We start from the raw sequence: 26216 nt of genomic DNA on the forward strand, positions 1-26216 counted from the left end.
CCAGAGAAAGGCAAAAATTTCGACATAATTCAAGAAAACCTTCCGGAATATCATTTTTATGATTAGAAATCAAAGCTCTAGCAAGAGTGTCGTGACTAAAACCTCCAGTCGAATGCGATACAATCCTCATAGCAAGTTGGGTATCGAAAGTTTTCATCGTGCACCTCAGAGTAGTCGGCATGATACATTTATAAAAAAGTATTGATTGCTATTCAAGAATGCATTTCATCGTTAGCCCATTGGCATATCCAAATCTATAAAGCTACTTAGAGAAGTCATAAGGGCTTACTTCCCTCTCCCGGTTCGCATCAAGAAAATCAGCCCACCACTGCAACATCAACCGACGCTCATCCAGATGCTCCGCCTTATGGATATACGCAGCTCGGACGCCGTTACGTTCCTGATGACTCATCTGTCGCTCTACCGCATCCCTAGACCACAACCCTGACTCAATTAACGAACTACAGGCCATGGTGCGAAAGCCGTGACCGCACACTTCCGTTTTAGTGTTGTAGCCCATAGTTTGCAGCGCTTTGTTTACCGTTCCCTCACTGATAGGTTTTCGTGATGAGTGATCGCCAATGAAAACCAGCTCACAATGCCCACTCACCTCTCTGATCTTTTTAAGGATCTCCAGCGCCTGACGGCTTAATGGAACAAGATGTGGTGTGTGCATTTTTGAACCGCGTTCGGAGAATTTCACTCCAGGGATCGGTTCACGTTCAGGAGGAATCGTCCACAACGCTCGTTCAAAGTCGATTTCCGGCCAGCGAGCAAAACGGAGCTCGCTGGAACGAATGAAAATCAGTAGGGAGAGGTTAATAACCCACTTGGTAAATTCACGACCTTTGTAACCGTCAATGCGGCCAAGAAGTTCAGGCAAACGTTCAAGTTCTAATGCCGGGCGATGTTCAACTTTGCCTGGCATAATTGCCCTGCCATATCCTGCGCCGGATTGTAGTCAATCAGTCCATTTTGTACGGCATAGGTCATGATGGCGGTCACGCGTTGTTTTAAGCGCTTAGCCACTTCTAAACGTCCAGAGCGTTCAACGCATTTAATCGGTGTCAGCAAGTCGCTTGTTTTCAGACTTGCGATATGTGTGCTGCCGATGGCGGGGAAAATATTGTCGCTGAGACTTTTCAGGATACGTTCAGCATGGGATTCCGACCACTTCTTATTATCAGTATGCCAAGCGCGAGCCACAGCCTCGAAGGTTTGCTCATCATCTTGCTGCTGAGTTTTGACTGCTTTTTTATGCTCGTTAGGATCAACGCCAGCAGCAATAAGTTTTCGCGCTTCAGAAAGGGAAACCTCAGGGTAGACACCTAGCGCCAGCGTCTTTTCTTTGCCATCCGAACGATAGCGTAAGCGCCAATATTTAGACCCGTTGGTATGAGCCAGAAGAAACATACCGTTTCCATCGGTAAGTTTATAAGGCTTCTCTTCCGGTTTTGCTGAACGTACCTTGATGTCCGTGAGTGCCATAATGCTTTTCCTTCAATAAATGCGTTATTGAGGGTACAAGGATTTACCATACTGAAGTATACCCGCAATTGTACCCGCACAAGCAAGTTGATGTCAGTTGAATTGTGTTGACGTAGGAAGAGTATGGAATGAAGGGGAAGCCAGTAACACCGTGGATTTTAGGCAAAAAAATAGACGTCGGTTGACGTCTATTGATTTATCAATGGTGCCCGGGGCGGGACTTGAACCCGCACAGCGCGAACGCCGAGGGATTTTAAATCCCTTGTGTCTACCGATTTCACCACCCGGGCATAAATATTGGAGGCGCGTTCCGGAGTCGAACCGGACTAGACGGATTTGCAATCCGCTACATAACCGCTTTGTTAACGCGCCAAAATATTCAGGTCTTAGTGACCAACATCCGCAATTGCCGATGTTTTAAATTGGAGCGGGAAACGAGACTCGAACTCGCGACCCCGACCTTGGCAAGGTCGTGCTCTACCAACTGAGCTATTCCCGCAACACAGAACTCACTGATTATCTTAACTTCTTACAAACCAGCGTTGCTGTTGATGCGGTGCATTCTACTGACATGACGCAGTGAGTCAATAAAATTATCAAGCAGCCGTGTTCGTTTGCTGGTTTTTGCGGCGCTTCGATCAAGGTTCAAGCAGATCGTGTCTCGCAGCATTCAAATATTGAAACATGGACCAGAAAGTCAGTACTGCGGCGATGTACAACGCCACAACACCAATGCCTTCAACAATACTTTCCGGGCGCCATAGCAAAGCAAAAAGCGCCATCATCTGAGCCGTGGTTTTAACCTTCCCTATCCACGACACGGCAACGCTACTTCTCTTACCAATTTCAGCCATCCACTCGCGCAATGCTGAAATGATGATTTCCCGCGCGATCATTGTCGCTGCAGGCAGCGTAATCCACCAAGAATGATAGTATTCCGCAACCAGCACCAACGCGACAGCCACCATCACTTTATCCGCAACAGGATCGAGGAAGGCACCAAAACGCGTGGTCTGTTTCCAGCGGCGGGCGAGGAAACCATCAAACCAATCCGTTACGGCAGCAAACACGAAAATCAACGCGCAGAGCAGCGGTGCCCAGACGAATGGAAGATAAAACGCCAGCACGAAAAACGGAATAAGAGCAACACGAAACAGGGTAAGCAACGTCGGTATATTAAATTGCATAGCGCTTAGGTAACTATCTGGCTGGAGTGGATACTAAGAGTATGTTGCAACATTGTCCCTAGTGTTTCAATGCATGGAAGATTTTTTCTGCCAATGCATGCGAAATTCCTGGAACATTTGCAATCTCCTCAATACTGGCATTCATCAAAGGTTGCAGCCCTCCCATGTATTTCAACAGGGTTTGACGACGTTTAGGGCCGACACCTTCGATAAGCTCCAGCGTACTGGTATTTCTGACTTTTGCTCTCTTCTTACGATGTCCGCCAATGGCATGATCATGCGAATCATCGCGAATATGCTGGATAACGTGCAACGCGGGAGAATCAGGCGGTAGTGCCATACCCTCGCCCGTCGACTCAAAAAACAGCGTTTCCAGTCCGGCTTTACGATCGCTGCCTTTCGCGACACCAAGTAACAGAGGCTTGTTTTTATCCCATGATACTTGCAACGAGTCAAACACGGCCTGAGCCTGACCGAGCTGCCCTTTCCCGCCATCGATAACAATGACATCCGGTATTTTGCTGTCATCCAGCGCTTTACCATATCGGCGTCGGAGGACTTGCGCCATGGCGGCATAATCATCGCCTGGCGTAATGCCACTGATATTATAGCGGCGATATTCCGAACGTAACGGACCGTTGGCATCAAATACTACGCAGGATGCCACAGTCTGTTCCCCCATGGTATGACTGATGTCAAAACACTCCATTCGGTGGATTTCTGGCAACTGCAAGACGTTAGCTAACGCAGCCAAACGCTGGTGAATGGTGGACTGCTGAGACAGTTTTGTGACCAGCGCCGTGGCAGCATTTGTTCGCGCCAGTTTTAAATAACGAGCACGATCGCCACGGGGTTTGGTTTGAATCTGTACTTTTTTTCCCGCGACCGTTGTCAGAGATTCCGTCAGCAAATCTTTATCGGGCAGAGTGAAATCGAGCAGAATTTCTGTAGGAAGCGTTCGACCTAAGCTTCCCTGCAAATAGAATTGCCCGACAAACGTCTGCACGACTTCCCCCAATTCCGTACCGCCAGGTACTTTGGGGAAATAGCTGCGGCTGCCAAGCACTTTTCCCTGTCGGATGAACAGGACATAGACGCAGGCCATGCCAGCATCAAAAGCAACGCTGATCACATCCAGATCGTCGCCGTCGCCGGAAACAAATTGTTTTTCCGTCACCCGCCGAACCGCCTGGATCTGATCGCGAATCCGGGCTGCATCTTCAAAATGCAGATCGCGACTGGCCGCTTCCATTCGGGAAATGAGTTGATTCAGTACTTGCTGATCTTTGCCAGACAAAAACAGGCGAACATAGTCAACCTGCTGTTGATAATCCTCTTCGCTCACCAAACCGCTAACGCAAGGCCCGAGGCAGCGACCAATTTGATATTGCAGGCAGGGGCGAGAGCGATTGCGATAGACGCTATTTTCACACTGGCGCACCGGAAACAGTTTTTGCAGCAATATCAGCGTTTCACGTACGGCATTGCCGTTAGGAAACGGGCCGAAGTATTCGCCTTTTGCATGCTTAGCGCCGCGGTGAACAGCCAGACGTGGATGAGCATCGCCGCTCAGGAAAATCATGGGATAGGATTTATCGTCGCGCAACAAGACGTTATAACGCGGCTGATAAAGCTTGATGTAGTTGTGTTCCAGCAGTAAGGCTTCAGTTTCTGTGTGCGTGATCGTGACATCAATATACTTGATGCTTTTGACTAATGCCTCGGTTTTACGGCTGGCGACATGGCTGCGGAAATAACTGGCAAGTCGTTTTTTTAAGTCTTTTGCCTTACCGACGTAGATGACCGTATTACCGGCGTCATACATCCGGTAGACACCAGGCTGGCTCGTTACCGTTTTTAAAAATGCCGAAGCATCGAAACTCTCACTCACTACTTAACAATGTCTCCGCGGTAAAAAGCCCATGCTTGATAGCCAGATGGGTCAGCTCTACGTCGCCGTTGATATTCAGCTTACTGAACATACGGTAGCGATAGCTGTTCACTGTTTTAGGGCTAAGATTGAGCTGATCTGAAATTTCAGTCACTTTCTGTCCCTTCGTTATCATTAGCATAATCTGTAATTCGCGTTCAGACAAACACTCAAGCGGCGCATCCGTCTGCGGCTCTAACTGACTTAGTGCCATCTGTTGAGCAATATCAGAAGCAATATACCGTTTACCAGCATGCACAGCGCGAATGGCGGAGATCACTTCCTGAGGGGCGGCAGCTTTACTCACATATCCCGCAGCACCGGCCTGCATCACTTTAGCGGGCAACGGATTCTCAGTATAAATAGTGAGCATGATGACTTTTATATCTGGCGTAAAACGCAGGATCTTGCGCGTTGCTTCAAGCCCACCGATACCCGGCATACTCATGTCCATCAGGACAACATCCACATCATTGCTTCGGCACCATTTGACGGCATCTTCACCGCAGCATGCCTCACCAACCACTTTCAGACCTTTGATATCGTCAAGAATGCGTCGTATCCCTGCCCGCACCAGTTCATGGTCATCAACAAGAAAAACGCTAATCAAAGAATAATTCTCCAAAAAAGGGAGTAACACTTACATAAAAAGTTGCTTGCAGGTGATACTACGTTGGTTTCAAAAAATAATGAACACAGACTTATATGAATATCTATTTTAAAATATGCCGAGAAGGAATAAAGCGCATTCCCGATCATAACAATATATCGTTAACCTGATGGTGTATGCTGATCACATTCTTAACATTTCAAATACGCCACACAGTATAAACACTTCACTGGCACAAAATGTATAAAAAACAAGGCAAATCAAATGGCATGCAATTGGCTTTACATCTTGATTGTCAATAAAAAGTCACTATTGTAATCAGGATGTGATTAGAAATTTTATCATCGTCTGCCACTGTATTATACAAATAATATATTCAGTGAAAAACGTCCATAGTGAACATCATATGTATTAAACGAAACACATCTATAGCCTTTACCACAAAAAAACATCCAAAATATAGACGCTATTTATATAAGTTAAATGCATAAAAAACAGTCACTAAAATGGCTTTATCCGCGAATAATATCAATCCACAATATGCTTTATGTTATACTCCCGCCCATCTGGTTTTGCCTGTCGCGTCAGCGGTAACGCCCGCAGCAGGCGAAGGAAAACATCTTTTTCTTGTTGAGGAGAAAACATGAGCAACGCAGATTTTTCTACTGCTGCATCCGCTGAAACACTGGCCCACGAGGTTACCTGCCTGAAGGCTATGGTTACGCTGTTATTAAAAGCAATCGGCCAGGCAGATGCCGGTAAAGTTATCATCAATATGGAAAGATATATTGCTCAATTGGAAGATGCCGAGCAAGCCGCTGTTTTTGATAACACGATTAAACAAATCAAAACCAGCTACCGTAAATAGCACTATTTGCTACACCGCCATCTTAATAATTTGATCTGGCGGTGTAGTAGTATTTAGTATTGCCTTCCTAATTTAAAAAATAGAGACGCCAGTCTATTTATTTCCGATACTGATGAGTTTCAAAAGCAGCGCCTCTTCTTTCTTTTTATAAAGCGTTAATTCCATCACCAGCGCTTTATCCAGGAACTGTTTTCTGGAAAGTGCTTTTCTTTCATCAACCAGTTCCCTCAGCTCGGTGAAGCATTCATTTATTTTGTACTCTTTTGAACTTTCCGTACAAATTATCTCATGGATTGCCTGGCTCAGTTCAGACAATGAGATAACCGATTTTGGATCCTGGTGACTTTTTTCTATGACAGCCAGTAATTTTTCGAATCCCATATGAACCTCCGAAATCAAGCAGAAACTTGCTTATGGCTAACCAGGAAACTCCAGCTACCTCTAAACGCCGCCCCAGTGGATATGAACACAACCCTGTGCAAACAACTCGTCACATCATAAACGATCTGTCAACGATTCCATCGGTTAAGCATAGCACCTTCTCGCCACTCTTCAGGACGTATGAGGCACATTCTCGCCATCAAAAGTGATAACGTTCAGCGATATCATCAACCATCTTATCTATCCACTTAGCGTTAACGCGTTATATGAATAAAAATATGCTAGGAAATGTCACATTTATTAAGCAAGGGAGATCGTGATGAGAGTGAGATGAATAAAGCAAAAGAGAGTATAAATTAATGCAGAAAATACGATTAACGTTAAAAAAAATATAATTAAAAATAAATTAACCAAAGAAAACAAAATAATAACAAACTGAAATAAAAATCGTAAGCCATTGAAATTGTTGGTGGGTCGTGCAGGGTTCGAACCTGCGACCAATTGATTAAGAGTCAACTGCTCTACCGACTGAGCTAACGACCCAACGGGGAGGATTATTCTCCTCCCCGGCGCGCCTGTCAAACACTTCATATTAATTTTTTATGCGTGATAATAGCATTGTTAGCGATTGGTAATTTTGTTAACCTGCTCAACCTATTTATCTCTGCCTCTCATCGTTTTATATCCTCTTCATTTTAGGGCGAAAAACATACAGCATCACCTTACATCATTATCTGCCCTCTTTATGCCTGGCTATCTCAGACATCCGCTGTAATAAGTACTGCGGTTGCGCTATCTTATTTGTTTAGATTTTCGCAAACGAGAGCCGCCAAAGAGCTCAAAAAAACATCACAGACAGAAACAGGAAAGTGTACTTACATGGTCGAACAATCAAAAGAAGCCGCAGACCTTGCCTCTGAACAGGGAGAGGGACTGCAACGGAATCTGACTAATCGTCATATTCAGCTCATCGCCATTGGCGGAGCAATCGGTACTGGGTTATTCATGGGCTCGGGCAAAACAATCAGCATGGCGGGTCCTTCGATCATCTTCGTTTATATGATCATTGGCTTTATGCTGTTTTTTGTCATGCGCGCAATGGGGGAACTATTACTCTCCAACCTCAACTATAAGTCATTCAGCGATTTCGCTGCTGATCTCCTTGGGCCATGGGCGGGTTTCTTTACTGGCTGGACTTATTGGTTCTGCTGGGTCGTAACCGGGATCGCCGATGTCGTAGCCATTAGTGCCTACTCGCAGTTCTGGTTCCCTGATTTATCGCAGTGGGTCTCTTCGCTGCTTTGCGTTCTGCTATTACTGACGCTAAATCTGGCAACCGTGAAGCTGTTTGGCGAGATGGAGTTCTGGTTCGCGATGATCAAAATTGTCGCTATCGTTGCGTTAATCGTGGTCGGTGTCGCGCTGGTGATGATGCAATTCTCTTCCCCATCAGGAAACGTCGCCTCTTTTACCAACCTCTGGAATGACGGTGGCATGTTCCCTAAAGGGATAAGCGGTTTCTTCGCCGGATTCCAGATCGCCGTATTCGCATTTGTCGGTATCGAGCTGGTTGGTACCACTGCCGCTGAAACTAAAAATCCGAAAGTCGTGCTGCCCCGCGCAATTAACGCCATCCCGATTCGCATCATCATGTTTTATGTTTTTGCATTAGTCATGATTATGTCCGTCACCCCGTGGGCGGCAATTACGGCGGATCGCAGTCCTTTCGTGGAAATGTTCGTACTGGTTGGCCTACCTGCAGCCGCCAGTATGATCAACTTTGTTGTCCTGACGTCGGCGGCATCCTCAGCCAATAGCGGCGTATTCTCCACCAGCCGCATGCTCTTTGGCCTGGCGAAACAAGGTGATGCGCCGAAAAGTTTCGGTAGGCTCTCTAAACGCGCGGTTCCTTCGACTGGGTTGATGTTTTCCTGCATTTGTTTGCTTTCGGGCGTGGTGCTGATCTACCTGATTCCGAACGTGATGACGGTCTTTACGCTGGTGACCACTGTCTCCGCGATTTTATTCATGTTCATCTGGAGCATCATCCTGTGCTCTTACCTGACATACCGTAAAAAGCGCCCTCAGCTACATGCCGAATCATCCTATAAAATGCCGTTGGGTATTTTCATGTGCTGGATATGCCTGGCCTTTTTCGCTTTTGTTATTGTACTGTTAACATTACAGCCAGATACACGGCAGGCGCTTATTGTCACGCCGCTGTGGTTTATTGTTCTGGCTATTGCTTATCAGTTTATTCGTCGGAAGAAGCAGGCTGTTGATGTGAAGTAAAAGGTATAAACGCAAGAAAGGCGCGGACAAACGTCGGCGCCTTCAATTTTTTTCAGCAAAATCACGCATAGCACAAGTATTCTCTATTATTGGATATAAACAATTCTCAATTGGATATACGAAAATTAATATGCGAACAATTAATGTCGTCACCATTGATATATAAGAAAGTTATTCCCGCAATGAAACGGTTGTGATTCGATTGATGTTTTTTGCCAATAGTTCGAAAGCTAAGTAATTATGGTCATCCTTCCGCTGTGAGGCATCAGCAACCACACCTTCTATTTTTCTGTTTAACTCATTGATTTTACTGTCATCAAGTGTTGAAACAATAGCGGAAATAAGCATCTCTAACGATTCAACCTTCGCATTAAGCGCTTTTTCTCCAACTTCTTTTTCTGCCAACTTTATTAAAAGATGAGAGAGGATATTATTCATTTGAACTCCTTAATCAAAAAAATAACCGTCATACACCCATAAGGCAACACCTGTTCTTGGTGCACAGGATTAGAGAAAACATAACGAAGATTAATGTAACACTGTGAATGGCCTGACCGCTAGTGTCTATTACCATTTTAAGGAAATCATATTCACACGGCAGCAATAAAATGAAGTTGCAGATAAATAAACCAAATAAATAAAAAAACTAAAAAACCATTTTATTTTTAAGAGCAAAAATCTCTGTTTTGAGGAAGATCGATAAGGCTATGAATTGTGATGATCTTCACAAAATAAATAAGAAAGAGCACCGTTTTGATAGAACATCTGACACAAAGTCTGATTAGTAGCCAGCCATCGGGAAATGGCTGGCTCTATGGCTAACGCTTAGGCACTCATTGATTGCCGTGCGCCACTCACCGCATCCTTTGCCTGTTCGCACTGTGACAATATCGTCTGTGCATGAGAATAAAGAATTTTCCCCGCCTCAGTGGGCGTCACACCACGCCGACTCCGTACCAGCAGCTGTTTTTCGAGTTCACTCTCCAGCGTCGCGACCTGCTGGCTCAGCGCCGGTTGTGCAATATGCAACAACTCAGCAGCCTGTGTCAGGCTACCGATATCAACGATTTTCACAAAATACTTGAGCCGTCTAAGATTCATGTCTGCCTCCTGAGTAGTTACCCTAAAGAGGTAGCAAAAAGCGCGCCATATTATGTCTCTATGTCTAAGAAAAAGTGATACCTCATTGATAAGACACAGGTAAAATAAGGAAAAGCAATGATTCTGCTAACCAACGCCTCCGATTTTGTCTGGGAAACTTGTCATCAAGCCAATGCCAACCTGCACCATCTTAAAGCAGTCCCTGCTATTTTAGAGTGCAAGCCTGCCCGTTAATCAGCGCATTTTATTGCTTTCCAGTGCTCAACTTGAGCAATAATTTCAATATGTTGGTTATTAGTTCGGCAATCAAACGCACCAAGCGATAACAGCCTTTGACAAGCTGAAACACTCCCGCTATTATCCGTCGCACTTAACCGATTCCTCTGTAGTTCAGTCGGTAGAACGGCGGACTGTTAATCCGTATGTCACTGGTTCGAGTCCAGTCAGAGGAGCCAAATTTAGAAAATCCCGCTTAAGGAAACTTAAGCGGGATTTTTGTTTTTATCACTTTATTCAATGCCTTCACGTGCAAAAGTCTTTCCGGTACACATTCTGCTTTTCCTTCGCATCGGAAGAATATGGTGGTCAGATTCGGGGTCACGTTGGTTCGATGACGGAGTGACCCCAAAAAATCTCTTAGCGACGGTCTCGTAACAACTGTCTCGTAAAAACGCAAAAAACCACAGCGCCCAGACCTTCTGATAACCCCTAAAACTGTCCGACTCACACGGGCTGTACCTTTAAGTTAAACCACAGCTCAATAGACCTTCTGTTGCCGTTGAGGCCGGAGTGAATACCTGATATTCATCCGGCAGTTTTGAATGAAAAGACCTCATCAAACACCAGCCAAGGTAACAAAAATGCGACATCACTCTATAGCCAGCTTTACCAGAGTAACCGTCATTACTGCATTGTTTGGTCTCACCTTCTCTTCCATCGCCGCACCACCGAATGCTTCACTACAACATGCTTCACTACAACACCAGCAATTCGACGGCCTGATCAGAGAGCCGCTTTCGTTGCAGGTCACGCTGGATAATGGCAAGCCCGCCATACTCGATGCATTTGTCACGCGGCCAGTCAGCCAGACAACACTCCCTGTGGTCGTGATCACGAATGGAACCGTAGGTACTGCCGAATTTGATCGCTGGGAAATGAACCCAAACCGCGCATCGTCGACAGCGCTTGCCTTTGCACGCCACGGTTATGCTGCGGTTACCGTCCTGCGGGAGGGATACGGTTATTCAAGCGGCGGAGCTGAGTATTTAGGCGGTTCCTGTAAGCAGCCGCTGCATAAGCTGGCAGGTGAAAAAGACACCCGAGATATGCTGGCCGCGCTTGCGGCAATAAGACGCCAGCCCTGGGCCTCTCAGGATAAAGCGGTGCTGGCCGGTATGTCCGCAGGCGGCTTTGCCGTGCTGGCAACCAGCGCGGTTAACCCACCCGGCGTTCAGGCTATCATCAATTTTGACGGAGGCCGGGGTTCCATCGACGGCAAATCACTTTGTGATAGATCCGGTTTGATTAACGCATTCACCACGTATGGCCTCACGGCACGCATCCCCTCTCTGTGGCTCTATTCCAGCAATGATCAATCGTTCAGCCCGGAAATGGGCAGAGCCTTTTCTGAGGCCTATCGCAGCGGAGGAGGTAAAGCGGAATTTATTGAAATGCCTGCGTTTGGCAAGAATGGACACGTCTTTATGGATACCGCTCCAGAAAGTTTCTGGTGGAAAACCGTGGCTGGCTTCCTTGCACAGCAACACTTGCCATACGAGGAAGTCGTCACCTTACCAGTAATGCATCTTGCCTCCCCCGCAAACCTTAATAACAGCGCAGGCAAAAAGGCGTTCAAAAAATACGAAGCGGCGCGGCTTTATGAAAAAGCGTTTGCGACAGGCAAGGACGGAGCATGGGGAACGGCATACTGGGCGCGAACTGGTCGTGAGGCCGCTGCGGCAGCCGTCAAAAGCTGTGAAACATTCCAGCGCAAAGGGGCAGCCAGTTGCACGGTCTATGCCATCAATGATGAGGTTGTCGCAAAGTAGATCTGTCATGGCATCGGGAACCCCTTCGGGGGTTCCGCATCGAGTTAATTAAGCAGGTTTTTTTACAGCATTACGCCTTTGAGCGCCCATTTGCTCTCGTCTGTGAGCCGCTGAGAAACAATATCAGCGCTATCAGACAGGCTGTCGCCTGTATACCGCCCAGCGTTGTGACCGCGGGAAACGTCAGTACCGAGCCCAGCCAGGTTGTTATCGCCGCCATTCCCATCGTCAAAAAGCCAAGCAGCGCGGATGCCAAGCCTGCTTCTTTCCCGAAAGGTCCCATCGTAATGGCTGTTCCCAGTGGATTGGCTAAGCCCATTCCCCAGAGAAATACGATCATCGACAAGGTATACCCACTCAGACTTGGCGCTTCTGGCCCAAGCAGGAGCAAGCACCCACCGGCTAACGCGGTAGCGAGCCCCACCGACGCAATCCTTCTCGGGCCATAACGGCGAGCCAGTCGCGGCGCGGCCATTCCAGCACCAAAGACCACGAACACGGTGGAGGCAAAATAGAACCCAGCTTGTAGTGAAGATAGACCGATCCCACTCATCAGAATCGCAGGTGCAGCCCCGAAAGAGGCAAACAAGCCGCTCATCAACAGACTCATCGACAGTGCCGGAAGGATAAATTTCCCATCCACAACCAGCTTGCCGTACGCCACGATGACGCTCGAAAGGGAGTTCGGTGCGCGACGCTCAGCGGGATGCGTTTCCCCCAGCCCATTAGCATAGAAGACGGCGATGACAAAAGCGGCCAGCCCCACCAATATAAAGATCGCTCGCCACCCCAATGTGATCGTCAATACGCTCCCCACCAGCGGTGAAAATCCGGGGGCCGCCGCTGTTGCGATCATCGTCAGCGATAGCGCTCGCGCCAGCGTTTCACCGTCAAACAGATCGCGTGCAATTGCGCGTGCTAACACTGCCGCCGCGCAGATGCCCAGCGCCTGAATCACTCTTCCAACGATCAGCGTTTCAAACGAACCGGCTAAACCACCGACTACCGTACCCACGATGAATAGCGAGAGGCCGCCCAATACCAGTTTCTTGCGTCCGTAGCGGTCCGACAACGGCCCGACGACCAGTTGAGCTAGCGAGAAAGTGATAAAAAAGCAGGAGAGTGTTAACCCCAGTTCACGCGCCGACGCCCCAAGCTGCTCCCCAATATCGGGAAATGCCGGAAGAATGATATTGGTAGACAGTATGCTAATAGCCGAAAGGCCAGCCAATAACGCGACTATTTTTCCGGTCAGTCGCGGGCCTTCGGAGGAATGGGGTTTTGCCATCATTCCAGCGGATGTACTTTCAGTACTCATGGTAACCTCAACGGCGGTGACTGGCGTGGGAATACGTTCCACGCCAGCAGGCGGGATGGCTCTCGCCACACGGTGTACTGTGTCGCGAGGGCTTGTCATACGGATTGCGGCTTATACCGATACGGGTTTATCGATATGCGTCTGATTATCAGGGCGTATTTTGAACCAGATGGCATACATCGCCGGCAGGAAGACCAGCGTCATGATGGTTCCCCCTAACGTCCCGCCAATCAGCGTGTACGCCAGCGTGCCCCAGAAGACGGAATGGGTAAGCGGAATAAACGCCAGAATCGCCGCCATCGCCGTCAGCAACACGGGCCGGGCTCGCTGCACCGTTGCTTCCACCACCGCATGGAACGGATCGAGTCCTTCCTTCTCGTTATGGTGGATTTGTCCGATCAGTATCAGCGTGTTACGCATCAGGATGCCCGATAGCGCGATCAGTCCGACAAGCGCATTAATACCAAACGGCTGGTTGAAGAGCAGTAGCGTTGGCACCACGCCAATCAGCCCCAGCGGTGCGGTGAGGAAGACCATCACCATCGCCGACATTGAGCGCACCTGTAGGATGATGATCAACAGCGTGATGGCAATCATGATAGGAAACAGCGGTGCCATTGCTTTGGTCGCTTTTGCCGATTCTTCGATCGAGCCTGCCTGCTCAATACGGTATCCGGCGGGCAGCGTATCAATGATGGGCTGCAATGATTTCACAATGGCCGCGGACACATCCGGTGGCTGCAACGTTTCGGCGATGTCACCACGAACGGTAATCGTCGGTGTGCGGTCCCGACGCCGAAGCACAGGATCTTCCATTCGTACCTCGACCTCACCGATCTGCGACAGAGGAATACGTTGGCCAGCCGCTCCAACTAACGTAAAGCCTTCTATTTTGGCGGGATCGCGGCGAATATCCCCTGCGGCGCGCCCCACGACCTGCACAGAACGAATGTCTTCACGCACAGACGTAATCGGGACGCCAGAGAGCAGGAACTGGAGTTGCTGAGCCACCGTGCTTGATGTTAGCCCTACGGATTGCAGCCGATCCTGATCCAACGTGAAATGCAGCGTCGGTACCCGCGGGCCCCAGTCGGTATTGACCGTCCTCATCATCGGGCTGGCCTGCATCACCGTTTTCACTTTATCGGCAATCTCACGCAAGGTGGCAGGATCCGGCCCCATGACGCGGTAGGCAACAGGAAAAGGTGAATACGGGCCAAACACCAGTTGCGTCACGCGGACACGCGCTTCAGGCGCTAGCCCACCAGCCGCGGCTTCACGGATACGGAATTTAAGCGCCTCACGCGCTTCCTGACTGTCCGTCAGCACGACAATCTTCGCAAACGACGGGTCGGGTAACTCAGGTGCCATCGCCAAATAAAAACGCGGTGAGCCCTGCCCGATATAGGACGTGACGATTTTTGCTTCGTCCTGTTGTTTCAGCCAGTCTTCGATCTTCGCCGTCGTGATACTGGTCTGTTCAATGGACGTGCCATAAGGCATCTGCACCTCCACCAGCACTTCAGGACGATCGGACGTTGGGAAGAATTGTTTCTTGACCATCCCCATCCCGAGAATAGCCACAACAAACAAGACGATAACGGTGCTGGCAACCATCCATTTCCGCGCGATAACACGCGTCAATAAGCGGCGAAATTGGTTGTAATGGCGGGTGTCATAGATAGCGGCATGTCCCCCCTCCACGGTTTTGATTTCCGGCAGCATCTTCACGCCTAAATAAGGTGTAAAGACCACCGCAACCACCCAGGAAGCAATCAGGGCAATGCCGACTATCCAGAACATGTTGCTGGTGTACTCACCGGCGGTGGACTGCGCGAAACCGTTAGGCATGAACCCGACGGCGGTTACCAGCGTACCAGCCAGCATCGGGGCAGCCGTATGGCTCCAGGCATAGGCTGAGGCTTTTATTCGGCCATAGCCCTCCTCCATTTTCACCACCATCATCTCGATGGCAATAATAGCGTCATCCACCAACAGCCCCAGCGCCAGAATCAGCGATCCTAATGTAATGCGATCGAAATTCTTACCGGACGCTTCCATCACGACGAAAACAATCGCCAGCGTCAAGGGTACCGCTGCCGCGACAACAACCCCCACACGCCAGCCCATGCTGACGAAACACACTGCCATCACCACCAGCAATGCGACGAAGAATTTGATCATGAATTCATCAACGGACGAGCTAATGTTCACCGATTGATCGGTAACCTTCGACAGCGTCATCCCCAGCGGCATGCCTTCATTGATCTTGGTGGTCTCCGCATCCAGCGCTTTCCCCAACGTTAAACCGTTCCACCCCTCACGCATCACCACTCCCAGCAACAGCGCTGGCTCGCCTTGATTACGGACTAAAAAGGTCGCGGGATCTTCATAGCCACGGCTAACCGTCGCCACATCCGACAGTTTTAGTGTTCTGCCCTGTGCGACAATCGGCGTGTTGCGAATTTTCTCCAGCGTGTCGAAGGCGCCGTCCAAACGAAGAAAGACCTGCGGGCCGTCTGTTTCAATCGAACCAGCAGGCGTCAGTACATTTTGGTTGTTCAGCGCAGAGAAAATGTCCTGAGGAGAAATCCCCAGCGTCGCCAGTCGGTCATGCGAGAACGACACAAAGATCCGTTCAGACTGCTCCCCGATAATATTGACCTTCTTCACGCCCGGCACATGCAACAGACGCTGACGCAACGATTCGGCATCGCGAACCAACAAACGCTGGGGCTCGCCTTTCGCCTTCAGCGCAAAGAGCGCAAACGTCACATCCGAGAACTCATCGTTGACCATCGGCCCAATAACGCCCGCCGGCAGGTTTTTGGCTTCATCGCCGAGCTTTTTACGCGCCTGATAGAACTCCTCCTGTACCTGCGAAGGCGGCGTACTATCGAGCAGCGACAGCATGGTGAAGGAGAGTCCCGGACGCGTGTAGGTTTCTGAGCGGTCGTACCACTTCAGTTCCTGCATCCGCTTTTCTAACGGTTCGGCCACCTGATCCTGCATTTCCTGAGCAGTCGCCCCCGGCCATGCGGAGATAATGGTCATCTGTTTGACGGTGAACGGTGGATCTTCTGCCCGCCCCAGTTCGAAGAACGAGAGAATACCGGCCACGGTAATCAGGATAATAAGGAAGAGTGTGATGGCGCGTTCGCGCACCGCGAGCGCCGAAAGGTTGAAGCGTGGCTCACTCATGGTCGATTCCCCGCCGTGTCGGCAGCACGCGACTCTGCCATGCGGATCGCTTCGCCTTCATGCAGCAGATGCGCGCCCAAAGCCACAATCTGTTCACCGGGCTGTAGGCCGCCAGTGACTCTTGCCGTGTCATCACCTAACCCAAGCACGCTGACGGGATGCCACGACACCTTCATGGGCTCACCAGAAATACTCCATATGCCCGGCCCTTTCCCCGCATCATAAAGCGCGGCGATAGGCACCTGAAGAACCTTCTCAGATAGCTTATCTTCTGCAATATTGAGTGTGACGGTGGAACCGAGCGGCGCGTTCGCCAGCGCGCCTTCAAGAACATAGCGTGCTTCAAACGTGCGGGTCTGAGGATCGGCAGCGTCGGACAGCAGCCGCAGTTTCACGGGAATGGCAGGATGACCAGAGCCGTATCGCATCGCCATGGCTTCGCTCCCAACCACGGGGCGTAGCGTCTCAGGCAAATGTACGACAGCTTCCCGTTGTCCCGCACGCGCCAGCCGGATAACAGGCTGCCCGGCACTGACCACCTGCCCCGGTTCAGCCAGCGTATCGACCACTACGCCATCGGCGTCAGCCATCAAAACGGCATACCCCGTCGCATTGCGTGCCACATCGGCCTGAGCCTGTGCGGCGCTCAGTTCCGCTTTCGCCGTCTCGGCAGTTGCCTTGATCTGATCGTACGCTGACGCGGAGATGGCACCTGCGGCAACCAGACCTCGATAGCGTGCTTCATCATCGGTAGCCTGCTTGGCACGAGCCCGCGCAGCGGTAACCGCCTGCTGTTGGGCTTGTGCTTGTAAACTGAGATCGATGGGGTCCAAACGCATCAAAGGCTGACCACGTTTGACGCTTTCGCCGGTATCGACCAGACGTTCAAGTATTTTGCCTTGCACCCGAAAACCAAGGTCGCTTTGAATGCGGGCAACAACGACGCCAGTAAACGAACGCGACGTCTCGGCGGCACTCACCACGGTAGCCGTTCTCACTAAAGGAGGCTGATTGCGTGGATCGTCAATATTGGTAGCGTCGCCGCACGCCACCAGGGCGAGAGGCAACAAGCAAACAGCAAGAGTGGTGGATTTGAGCCGAAGCATGGGTTCCCTTCTTAAATGAACAGGACAGAAACCGCATTCTCCAACTAGTGACCAATATTGTCAATGGTCACTTTTTTAAGGTGACAGGCTACGCAATATCAACGACGACAGTAACACCGCAGCAGACGCCGCCTCATCCAGGTTGTATTGCAGTTGGGCGGGGACGATGTAAGGGCGCATGACCAGATAGACAGCATCCGCCGCCTCATCCAGTGGCGTCTTGCGTTCGAACTCCCCAGACTGCCGTCCCTCCAGAAGAATTTGCTGAATAAGCTGGCGTAGTCTTTCTTCATGTGCCGCTGCCGAAGGCCACCGATCGCGGCTGGCGACAGCAGCAATATCGTATAGCTTACGATCGTGAAAAAATAAGTCACTGCCCGCTTCCGTCAAGGATCTAAACAGGCGTCTCAGTTTTTCTGATGCCGTTGGTGCATCGGCAATCGCTGAATTGACAATATCCATAATCATCGCCAGTCGGCTGGCACAGATCACCTCGCCAATCGCCTGCTTGGAATCAAAAAATTTGTAGATATATGCCTTAGAAAAACCAATCGCCTTGGCTAAATCAGACACCGTTGTCTTTTCATATCCAAAGTGTCCGAAGTGCGCTTTGGCCGCTTCCACGACCTGATCTCGAACGCTATGGTCCGACGGCCCGCGTGGGGGATGTGTATTCGTATGTTTAGTCATTTTTGAAGCTTAGCTCACCGAGCCCTGATTGACAACAAGTGACCAATTGGTAATATGGTCACCACTTTTTGACTCAAGGAATTCCTATGTTATCCCTCCGTACCCTTTCCTTGGTTGTGACCACGAGCTTAATGGCAGGTTGCGCCGTTGGGCCGGATTATCACCGCCCAGATGCGCCGCTATCGGCGCGTTATCAAACGCAATCCGCCGCAGAACGATCTGTCACAAAGGCAGGGAACGCGACCCAGGCTGCCGACGTGGCGGTCTGGTGGGAAAGCTTCAATGATCCCTTACTGAGCGAGTTAGTTTCAAGTGCGCTCGCACAGAATCTTGATTTGGCCCAGGCGTCCGCACGCATGAGTCAGGCACAAGCGGGGCTTGGCGCAGCAACGGCGGCGCTGCTGCCATCGGGCAATATCAGCGGACAAAGCGCTCGCGCCTATCAGTCGATTGAAACGTCACAGGGCCGGTTACTTAACGCGGTTCCTGGCTATAATCGCTACGGCAATGCCTATGAAGCCGACCTTAACGCCAGTTGGGAGCTTGATGTATTCGGTGGCCTGAGACGCGGTCGTCAGGCGGCACTGGCTGACTATCAGGCTTCCGAGGCAGGCGTCGCGGCCACACGTCTGGCCGTCGCCGCTCAGACTGCCGATATCTATATCACTCTGCGCGGATTACAAACGCGTCTGGCGATCGCCACTAGACAGGTCAATACGCAGCAAGAACTGCTGGATAAAGTACAGTTACTCCACAGCAAAGGACTGGCTCCCGAGTATCAGGTACGCCAGACCGAAGGGGAATTGGCGCAGGTTCAGGCCACCGTGCCGATTCTCCAGACAGGGCTTGATGCCGCGATGAACGCATTAGACGTTATGCTCGGCACGCCTCCCGGCACCCATCGAGCCCAACTGTCCACCTCACAGGCCATTCCACAACCTCCGACGCTCATAGCAACAGGGACACCCGCCGACCTGCTGCGCCGCAGACCCGATATTATCGTGGCCGAACGCCATCTCGCGGCGTCCAACGCCCGCATCGGGGTAGCCATCAGCGAGTACTATCCTAAATTCTCGCTCAGCGCCTTACTCGGCAGCGCAACATCGGTGTCGAGCGGCAATCTATTCTCCAACGGTGCCAGTCAATCGACGGGCATATTAGGACTGCGCTGGCGACTCTTCGATTTCGGCCGGATTAACGCCCAGATCGATCAGGCGAAGGGACAGGAAGCCGAAGCGCTGGCGGCTTACCGCCTGTCGGTACTCCGTGCGACCGAAGATGTTGAGAACGCCTTCTCGGCTTTGGTTAATCGCGAGACGCAAGCCGCAACGCTAACCGCCGGTGAGACCGCGTTAGCCAGCGCGCGGCAGTCGTCTTTCATCGCCTACCAGAAAGGAACAAGCAGCCTGATTGACGTCCTTCACGCCGATGAAACCCTGCTACAAACCTCCGATGCCCGGGCTCAGGCGCAAACCGAATCGGCACGAGCGGCCGTTGCCACATTCAAGGCGCTCGGCGGCGGCTGGCAGCTGCCAGAAAACACAGCAAAGACAGAATAAGATGCACACCAACCTGAGATCGTTCAAAAGGTGGACACTGCTACACGAAACCGAGTGTCGCGGCGGGGAGCAAAGCCAGCGGTAATACGCCGTTACGAAAACAGAAGTAATGCTTACGGATGAGTGTGGTTAGTGACACTTGTGTCAATGGTTGTCTGTATATTCTGACGTGTTGCTGCATTATTACTCTAAGAGAGGTTGCACGATTTCATGGTGGTGCCCGACAACGGTGATTAGGTAGTGACGTTACGGGCCTGCTTTCGACACGCATCTGTACCCTACATCATTCGCGTTGCGGTGTGATGGGTATCTCTCTTATGGAACAGTCACATGGTCAATAACAGAACGCAGGCATCATCCATGCTGGTGATGTCGAGAGTCATGGTGTTGATGATCGGTTCCGGTGTGTTAAGTGCATGCGCTCACACACCTCATGAATGCAAGGATATTAGCGGGTTACTACAATCACACGGCGTCACTGACACGTCCACGGGTCTTCCCACGCCCGACAAAAGCATGGAGCAATGGAAAGCGGAACTGCGCCAGGCGGCACTTTCTCAGGGCATCACGGCGGAGACCTTTGATAAGGCGTTGGCTGATCTGACGCCGGACAGCGACGTGGTAGCGGCCACACAAAAACAGCCTGAGTTGGTCACCCCCGTGTGGACCTACCTCGAACAGCGGGTCACGCCGGAAAATATTGCGCAGGGGAAATCACTGCTTAAGCAATACGCGGACGTCGTGACGCGCATCAATCAGCGCTATCAGGTGGATCCGCCACTGCTGTTCGCCTTCCTCTCCATTGAAAGTCATTATGGTGCCAATACTGGCAACAAAGCGGTCATCCGCTCACTGGCCACGCTGGATTACTACAATTATCGGCGGGCGTTTAACCGGCAGAATCTGATTGCGGCGTTGCGTATGATTCAAAACGGCAATGCGCGGCCAGAGCAGATAAAAGGATCCTGGGCCGGAGCCATGGGGATGCCTCAGTTCATACCGGCCTCTTATTTGCAATACGCCGTTGATTTTGATGGCGATCGTCACCCTGATATCTGGACCTCTTTCCCAGACACGCTGGCGTCGGTGGCAAACTATATGCAGCAGGCCAAATGGAAGGCGGGCGTCCCCTGGGGGATTGAAGTGAATCTGCCCAGCGGTTTTGATTATTCTCTTTCCGGTATGGATAACCAGAAAACCGTCGCTGACTGGCAGGCGCTCGGGGTAAAAACCGCTGTACCTAGAGATCTGACATCGCTGTCTTCGGAGAAAGCCTCGATATTGTTGCCGGTCGGGAAGAATGGCCCCGCGTTTCTGGTAACGGGGAATTTCCGCGCCATTCTGCGGTATAACAATGACGTGTCCTATGCGCTGACTGTCGGCTTGCTGTCGGATAACTACCAGCACGATACGCCAGTACGCAAACCCTGGCCGCGTCAGGAAACGCCGTTAACACGCAAAGAACGCGAGGCGCTGCAAATTCTGCTACAGGAAAAGCAGCTCTATCAGGGCGCAATTGACGGCAACATTGGCCGCGGTACCACGCAGGCAGTCCGCACCTACCAGCAACAGGAAGGGCTACCGCCGGATGGCTACCCCGACCATGCCTTGCTTGACAGGCTGCGCTGCCAGTAAACGCCGTGAAAACAGGTAGAATTTATGGAACATCTGTTCGGAACAGACAGGTGTTCCCTCCTCCGCCTCCTTTCCCCATCATGGTCGGTACTTAATAAAAGGACCGAAACATGGACAAATTATTTACCTCATTCATCGTCGGCGATACGGCACTCACTAACCGTATTGCGATGGCACCGATGACCCGATCTCGCGCACGCCAGGGCGACACCGCTGACGAACTGACGGCGACCTATTACCAGCAGCGCGCCTCCGCCGGGCTGATTATTACCGAAGGCGCGCAGATCTCCGTTCAGGGTCAGGGCTATCTTTTTACGCCGGGCATTTATAACGACGAGCAGGTGAAAGGCTGGGAAAAAACGACGCGAGCCGTTCACGAGCGCAATGGCAAAATCTTCATTCAGCTCTGGCACGTCGGCCGCATTTCTCATACCAGTTTGCAGAATGATGGCAATGCGCCGGTCAGTTCCGTTGCCGTCAGAGCACAGCATTCAACCTGCTACGCCTGGGATGAAAACGGTCAGCCCGGCCCTGTGCCGGTCACAACCCCGCGCGCGCTGACAAAAACTGAGATTACATCCGTGGTACAGGATTACGTCACCGCCGCAGAGAATGCCATCCGTGCAGGGTTTGACGGCATTGAAATCCATGCGGCCAATGGCTATCTGCTGGAACAGTTCATCAATGGCGGACTGAATACCCGTGATGATGAATACGGCGGCGCATCTATTGAGAACCGCCTGCGCTTCGTGCTGGAAGTGACCGATGCGGTGTCACGCGCTATCGGCTCAGAGAAAACGGGGATCCGGCTGGCCCCCTTCGGACGCCTCTTCGATATGCACGCCTTTGAGGGTGAAGAAGAAACATGGCTACAGCTGGCAAACAAACTCGGTGAACGTGCGCTCGCGTATGTGCATCTCAGCGATCAGAAAACGCTCGGCCAACAGGCTATTCCTGACGGGTTCGTCGAGAAATTCCGGGCAGCCTATGACGGCACGCTGGTTATCGCAGGCGGCTTCGATAAGCAAAGCGCCGAAGCCTACCTGCAAGAAGGAAAAGCTGACCTGATTGCGTTTGGTCGGCCGTACATTGCCAACCCCGATCTCGCCGAGCGTATGGCACACGACTGGCCGTTGAATGACGTCAATCGGGCCACCATGTATGGCGGCACTGAGGAAGGGTATACCGATTATCCGTTCTATTCTGACGCCGCCGACAACAAAAAGTAATCAGTCCAACTGGCCGTCTTCTGCCGCCTTAATCAGCGTATCCACCACGTGACGTATCTTGGGTAGCAGTTGGCGGCTTTTAGGCCATAGCGCGCTGATCGGCATTTCACCACCAGCGTGGCGGGCAAGCACCTCTTTCAACTCGCCACGTTCAAGATATTGACCGACCAGCCACCGTGGCAGTTGAGACAGGCCACATCCGGCGAGCGTGGCGGCCAGCATCGCGTCACCGTCAGCAAACTCATGCGTTACCGGTGGCGTATAACGCGTCGTCTGTCCGTTATCGTCCTTCAGAAGCCAGGTGATAGGCTGATTCCGGCGAAACCCCACCACACAGTGATGTTGACTCAATTCATCCACCGATATCGGTTCACCGCGATGAAGCAGGTAGTCCGGTGCAGCGCAAATAACCAGCTTCTGGGTTGTCAGCCGCCTCGCCACCAGACCACTGCTGTCAGCCAGTTCACCGATGCGGATGACAAGATCAATCCCGTCTTCAATTGGGTCAACAAACCGTTCGCTGAAGGTCACGGTTAACGCCAATTCAGGGTAGCTGCGGGTGATGTTCAGCAGAACCGGAAGAATGCGCTGCCTGCCGAATGCCGCAGGCAAATCCACCCTGAGCCGCCCCGCAGGCTGGCAGATGTGAGACGTCAGCTCGGCTTCTGCCTGCTCAAGAATATCCATGGCGCTCTGGCAGCTGATCAGAAAGCGTTCGCCGTCCGGCGTGAGGCTGAGACGACGCGTAGATCGCTGAAACAGCTTTAACCCGAGCCGCTCCTCAAGACGGCCGACACTCTTCCCCACCGCAGATTTTGTCAGGCCCAGCCGCTCGGCCGCAGCGGTAAAGCTGCCCTGCTGTGCTGTGGTAACAAAGGCGTTGATACCGCCCAGATGATCGGTTGTACGCATACTCAATTGTCCATTAAGCGTATCAGGCTCAGCCCGCATGCCTGATTTGAAAGATAACGTCCTGCGAGCGTCGCGGGCTCCAGACTGCATTCCGCATCACGATACCGTTTACTTCCTGCCGTGATTGTTGAATTTATGTCTACAGAGAGGCGAATGAAAGCCGGTTTATCATGAAATAAAAAACAATCATAGTGATGCCCGAATTTACCGCGATGCCTCAAAGCGAAAAACCGTGAGGCAACAGCAACAATGAAAGGCTCGACAGCCTCAGTTATCGCGGGAATAACCCAGAAGGCATCGACACCGGAGAACGTTATGGCAGCAGTAACAGGTTTTAAACACGTGGGTTTTATTACTCGTAAGCAGGGTCAGAGCTTTGACGAGTTTGTGAAACACTGGAATGAGGTGCATACCGAAATCGCCCTGCGCCTGCCGGGCTTAAAGGGATACGTCCTGAACCCTATCGATCGGGAAAAGTACCCAGACTCGCCGGTGGATGGCTTCTCTGAACTGTGGTTTGACTCCATCGAAGACGCGATGACAGCCTTCAACTCGCCAACGGGTAAAGCAGCGTTTGAGGATGTTCCCAATTTTGCTGACCACGTTGCCGTCACGTACATCACGGAAATAAGAAAGCGCTGAGAGACGTTATTGCGTCGCGTTTCCCCTTCGCTTTGCCGACCGGTTCACACCTCGGGCGCAAAGCAATGCGCCCATTCACAGCAGTCATCACAGCTCGGGGAACGGCAGATCAGTTCCCCTTCACTGTGCAGACAACGCTGGCGGTAAAAGAATTTCTTCCAACGCATGTTATTGACGTTCATCGCCACTAACGCGGGGAAACAGTCGGTCATCAACTCACGCAGTTCATCGCGCGAATCTAACCCTAAATCCTGCCACAGATGATTAAACCCCAGCGACGTGCTGGCGATAATTCGGTGCATAGGGGCCGCATCACCGGACATATGCTCAAACAGCCAGTCTGCCAGTTGCTCCCGCTCTTCTGCGCGATGCGACTGCAATTCGCTTAACAGCGTATAGCGCTGCTCACGTTCGAGCCCACAGGCTGGCGGTACCATCGCCAGACCATCAAGAAGACGCTGCCATTCCGGCAGCGACAATCCCATGTGGTGTGCAAAACAGGCCGCTCCCGTCTCATATCGATCCAATAAGCGCCGTAGCCAGCGTTGCGCCTGTGCCATCAGGCCGCTCCCTTATCCTTGTGCTGATTCCGGTGTTCGCCCTGTCGCTGTTGCCACCAGGCTGCCAGTACGTCTGTGACATTTTGCCAGGCACCTTCAACACAGGGTTGAATCCCTTGCTGCTCCAACTGATTCCAGGGCCCGAAACCAATGCGGGCACAAAATACCGCATCAACATCGGCCAGCAGCGCCAACAGCGCACTCAGTCGCTCAGCATTCTCTTCAGGAGGACAGGCTCCTTCACCGTGGCAATATTTGGGCGTAAAACGTTCGTTCACCAGTACCACGCCGGCCAATGACAGGCTGTAGATCTGGAAGCGCTCGGCATGGCCGAAGTGCTGGTCAATAACCTCACCGTGTGAAGACGCCACGGCAACCAAACAGGCTTCCGGTTCCTCAGATTCGCCCTGTGACGCGATGCTGGCATGCAATTGAGCCCGCTGATGCAGCAGAGGCAAATACGGCTGTGGCTTTTCCGGCAGCGCCGAGAGGGGAAACTGCTGGCTGCGATCTTCCCCTAACATGCCGATAGCGTCCGCGCGGCATTGTTGGCAATGCGACATTTGCGGCATCACCTGACCGCACTCTGCGCGCACGCGCGTCATGCAATCGGCATCAGGTTCCCTTTGCCCTTCAAGGCCAAATACCGTGCCGTGTTCTGGCCGGGCGATAAGCGGCATAATATTGTGTAGAAACGCGCCCCAGTGGCGTGCTTTCTCGCTCACCGCCAGCATCGAGGCCTCGTTAATATCGGGGATCAGAACGGAATTGATCTTGACCAACACGCCACGCTCCGTCAGGCGGCGAATGCCCTCTTCCTGCTTGGCGAGCAGGATTCTACCCGCCTCCAACCCGGTGTAGCGCTCTCCCTCCAGCCATAGCCAGGCATAAATACGCGCGGCTACCGCCGGGTCTAACGTGTTCAAGGTCACCGTAACGTGGTCCACGCCAATATCCAGCAACGGAGCCACAGCCTCCGGCAACATCAGCCCATTGGTGGAAAGGCATAGCTTCACGTCCGGCATTTGCTCACGCAGCAACCGCAATGTGCTAAAAGTTCGCTTCATATTTGCCAGCGGATCGCCGGGCCCGGCGATCCCCACGACGGAAAGCTGGGGAATAGCGGCGGCAACCTGTCGCGCTTGCGCCACGGCCTGTTCCGGCGTTAACAGTGTCGATACCACGCCGGGACGCGATTCATTACTGCAATCGTATTTACGGTTGCAGTAATTACATTGCACATTACAGGCAGGGGCGACCGCGAGATGCATGCGGGCAAAGCGGTGATGACCGCTCACCGAATAGCAAGGATGGTGTGCCGCTTTACTGGCCTGCAACGGGGTAATCCCATCAGTCGGGGCTGACCGACAGCCTGTGGTGCCGGATGCAGAGGAACAAGATGCCATAATAGTGCCTACGGTTGCGAAGTCATAAGCAGAGAGGTGCAAAGACCATACCG

The 26216-nt window shown here is 51.6% G+C and carries 19 protein-coding genes, 5 tRNA genes and 2 pseudogenes; 8 read left to right on the forward strand and 18 right to left on the reverse strand.

Going from position 1 to position 26216, the window contains the following annotated elements; translation table 11 throughout:
* Positions 1-262: 262 nt before the first annotated feature.
* From BJJ97_RS18860 to uvrY, 7 genes and pseudogenes are all read right to left on the reverse strand, one after another.
* A pseudogene (locus tag BJJ97_RS18860) lies at positions 263-1488 on the reverse strand (tyrosine-type recombinase/integrase).
* A 203-nt stretch (positions 1489-1691) separates the two neighbouring features.
* Positions 1692-1778: transfer RNA gene (locus BJJ97_RS18865), tRNA-Leu, on the reverse strand.
* A gap of 8 nt (positions 1779-1786) precedes the next feature.
* Positions 1787-1860 (reverse strand) — tRNA-Cys (locus tag BJJ97_RS18870).
* Positions 1861-1911: 51 nt separating this feature from the next.
* Positions 1912-1987, reverse strand: a tRNA-Gly gene (locus BJJ97_RS18875).
* A gap of 139 nt (positions 1988-2126) precedes the next feature.
* Positions 2127-2675, reverse strand: a complete 549-nt coding sequence (gene pgsA, locus BJJ97_RS18880) for a CDP-diacylglycerol--glycerol-3-phosphate 3-phosphatidyltransferase (RefSeq protein WP_095699951.1) — start codon at positions 2673-2675, stop codon at positions 2127-2129.
* A gap of 58 nt (positions 2676-2733) precedes the next feature.
* The gene (gene uvrC / locus BJJ97_RS18885) at positions 2734-4566 is read right to left on the reverse strand and encodes an excinuclease ABC subunit UvrC (protein ID WP_095994948.1); all 1833 of its coding nucleotides are present in this window, start codon (positions 4564-4566) and stop codon (positions 2734-2736) included.
* Entirely contained in the window at positions 4559-5215 is a 657-nt protein-coding gene (uvrY, locus tag BJJ97_RS18890) for a UvrY/SirA/GacA family response regulator transcription factor (protein WP_010279369.1), read from the reverse strand. Before uvrY ends, uvrC begins: the two co-directional genes overlap by 8 nt.
* A 643-nt stretch (positions 5216-5858) precedes the next feature.
* On the opposite strand from uvrY, the gene BJJ97_RS18895 reads away from it, so the two are divergent.
* Positions 5859-6083: a DUF2594 family protein gene (locus BJJ97_RS18895; protein ID WP_010279363.1), complete on the forward strand. Its 225-nt coding sequence runs from the start codon at positions 5859-5861 to the stop codon at positions 6081-6083.
* Positions 6084-6176: 93 nt separating this feature from the next.
* Here the strand turns inward: BJJ97_RS18895 and BJJ97_RS18900 are convergent, their stop codons facing one another.
* Positions 6177-6464, reverse strand: coding sequence for a basic helix-loop-helix domain-containing protein (locus BJJ97_RS18900; RefSeq protein WP_014915937.1), 288 nt, complete (start codon positions 6462-6464; stop codon positions 6177-6179).
* Positions 6465-6931: 467 nt separating this feature from the next.
* Positions 6932-7007: transfer RNA gene (locus BJJ97_RS18905), tRNA-Lys, on the reverse strand.
* Positions 7008-7343: 336 nt separating this feature from the next.
* Between BJJ97_RS18905 and cycA the strand changes: the two genes are divergently transcribed.
* On the forward strand, positions 7344-8756 hold the full coding sequence (cycA, locus tag BJJ97_RS18910) for a D-serine/D-alanine/glycine transporter (protein ID WP_095699953.1): 1413 nt from the start codon (positions 7344-7346) through the stop codon (positions 8754-8756).
* 171 nt (positions 8757-8927) lie between these two features.
* Here the strand turns inward: cycA and iraP are convergent, their stop codons facing one another.
* A complete protein-coding gene (gene iraP / locus BJJ97_RS18915; protein ID WP_095994949.1) occupies positions 8928-9194 on the reverse strand; it encodes an anti-adapter protein IraP in 267 nt (88 codons plus the stop codon).
* A 393-nt stretch (positions 9195-9587) separates the two neighbouring features.
* A pseudogene (locus tag BJJ97_RS18920) lies at positions 9588-9857 on the reverse strand (LysR family transcriptional regulator); the annotation flags it as partial.
* Between the two features lie 379 nt (positions 9858-10236).
* On the opposite strand from BJJ97_RS18920, the gene BJJ97_RS18925 reads away from it, so the two are divergent.
* A tRNA-Asn gene (locus BJJ97_RS18925) sits at positions 10237-10312 on the forward strand.
* 405 nt (positions 10313-10717) lie between these two features.
* Positions 10718-11905, forward strand: a complete 1188-nt coding sequence (locus BJJ97_RS18930; protein ID WP_095994950.1) for a CocE/NonD family hydrolase — start codon at positions 10718-10720, stop codon at positions 11903-11905.
* Positions 11906-11975: 70 nt separating this feature from the next.
* On the opposite strand, the gene BJJ97_RS18935 is transcribed toward BJJ97_RS18930, so the two are convergent.
* The 4 genes from BJJ97_RS18935 to BJJ97_RS18950 all read right to left on the reverse strand — a co-directional run bounded on the left by BJJ97_RS18935 (position 11976) and on the right by BJJ97_RS18950 (position 18220).
* A complete protein-coding gene (locus BJJ97_RS18935) occupies positions 11976-13223 on the reverse strand; it encodes a multidrug effflux MFS transporter (protein ID WP_405083412.1) in 1248 nt (415 codons plus the stop codon).
* Positions 13224-13334: 111 nt separating this feature from the next.
* Positions 13335-16424 carry an efflux RND transporter permease subunit gene (locus tag BJJ97_RS18940; protein WP_095994952.1) on the reverse strand — a complete coding sequence of 1030 codons (3090 nt, stop codon included), beginning with the start codon at positions 16422-16424 and terminating at the stop codon, positions 13335-13337.
* Positions 16421-17530, reverse strand: coding sequence for an efflux RND transporter periplasmic adaptor subunit (locus BJJ97_RS18945; protein WP_095994953.1), 1110 nt, complete (start codon positions 17528-17530; stop codon positions 16421-16423). The genes BJJ97_RS18940 and BJJ97_RS18945 overlap by 4 nt, the downstream gene beginning before the upstream one ends.
* Positions 17531-17605: 75 nt before the next feature.
* Complete coding sequence (locus BJJ97_RS18950; protein WP_095994954.1) at positions 17606-18220, reverse strand: TetR/AcrR family transcriptional regulator; 615 nt, start codon at positions 18218-18220, stop codon at positions 17606-17608.
* Between the two features lie 86 nt (positions 18221-18306).
* Here BJJ97_RS18950 and BJJ97_RS18955 point away from each other — a divergent pair, with 86 nt between their 5' ends.
* The 3 genes from BJJ97_RS18955 (at position 18307) to BJJ97_RS18965 (ending at position 22643) form a co-directional block, all read left to right on the forward strand.
* A complete protein-coding gene (locus BJJ97_RS18955) occupies positions 18307-19779 on the forward strand; it encodes an efflux transporter outer membrane subunit (RefSeq protein ID WP_095994955.1) in 1473 nt (490 codons plus the stop codon).
* 330 nt (positions 19780-20109) lie between these two features.
* A complete protein-coding gene (locus BJJ97_RS18960; RefSeq protein WP_095994956.1) occupies positions 20110-21414 on the forward strand; it encodes a lytic murein transglycosylase in 1305 nt (434 codons plus the stop codon).
* A 110-nt stretch (positions 21415-21524) separates the two neighbouring features.
* Entirely contained in the window at positions 21525-22643 is a 1119-nt protein-coding gene (locus BJJ97_RS18965; protein WP_095994957.1) for an alkene reductase, read from the forward strand.
* Here BJJ97_RS18965 and BJJ97_RS18970 read toward each other — a convergent pair whose 3' ends face one another.
* On the reverse strand, positions 22644-23555 hold the full coding sequence (locus BJJ97_RS18970; protein WP_095994958.1) for a LysR substrate-binding domain-containing protein: 912 nt from the start codon (positions 23553-23555) through the stop codon (positions 22644-22646).
* A 315-nt stretch (positions 23556-23870) separates the two neighbouring features.
* Between BJJ97_RS18970 and BJJ97_RS18975 the strand changes: the two genes are divergently transcribed.
* The gene (locus BJJ97_RS18975) at positions 23871-24197 is read left to right on the forward strand and encodes an EthD family reductase (RefSeq protein ID WP_095995403.1); all 327 of its coding nucleotides are present in this window, start codon (positions 23871-23873) and stop codon (positions 24195-24197) included.
* A 44-nt stretch (positions 24198-24241) separates the two neighbouring features.
* Here the strand turns inward: BJJ97_RS18975 and BJJ97_RS18980 are convergent, their stop codons facing one another.
* Together BJJ97_RS18980 and nifB are read right to left on the reverse strand one after the other, a co-directional pair.
* Positions 24242-24757, reverse strand: a complete 516-nt coding sequence (locus BJJ97_RS18980; RefSeq protein ID WP_095994959.1) for a nitrogen fixation protein NifQ — start codon at positions 24755-24757, stop codon at positions 24242-24244.
* Positions 24757-26163, reverse strand: a complete 1407-nt coding sequence (gene nifB / locus BJJ97_RS18985) for a nitrogenase cofactor biosynthesis protein NifB (RefSeq protein WP_095994960.1) — start codon at positions 26161-26163, stop codon at positions 24757-24759. The genes BJJ97_RS18980 and nifB overlap by 1 nt, the downstream gene beginning before the upstream one ends.
* Positions 26164-26216 lie beyond the last annotated feature (53 nt).

Source organism: Pectobacterium polaris (assembly GCF_002307355.1).
Classification (GTDB): Bacteria; Pseudomonadota; Gammaproteobacteria; order Enterobacterales; family Enterobacteriaceae; genus Pectobacterium; species Pectobacterium polare.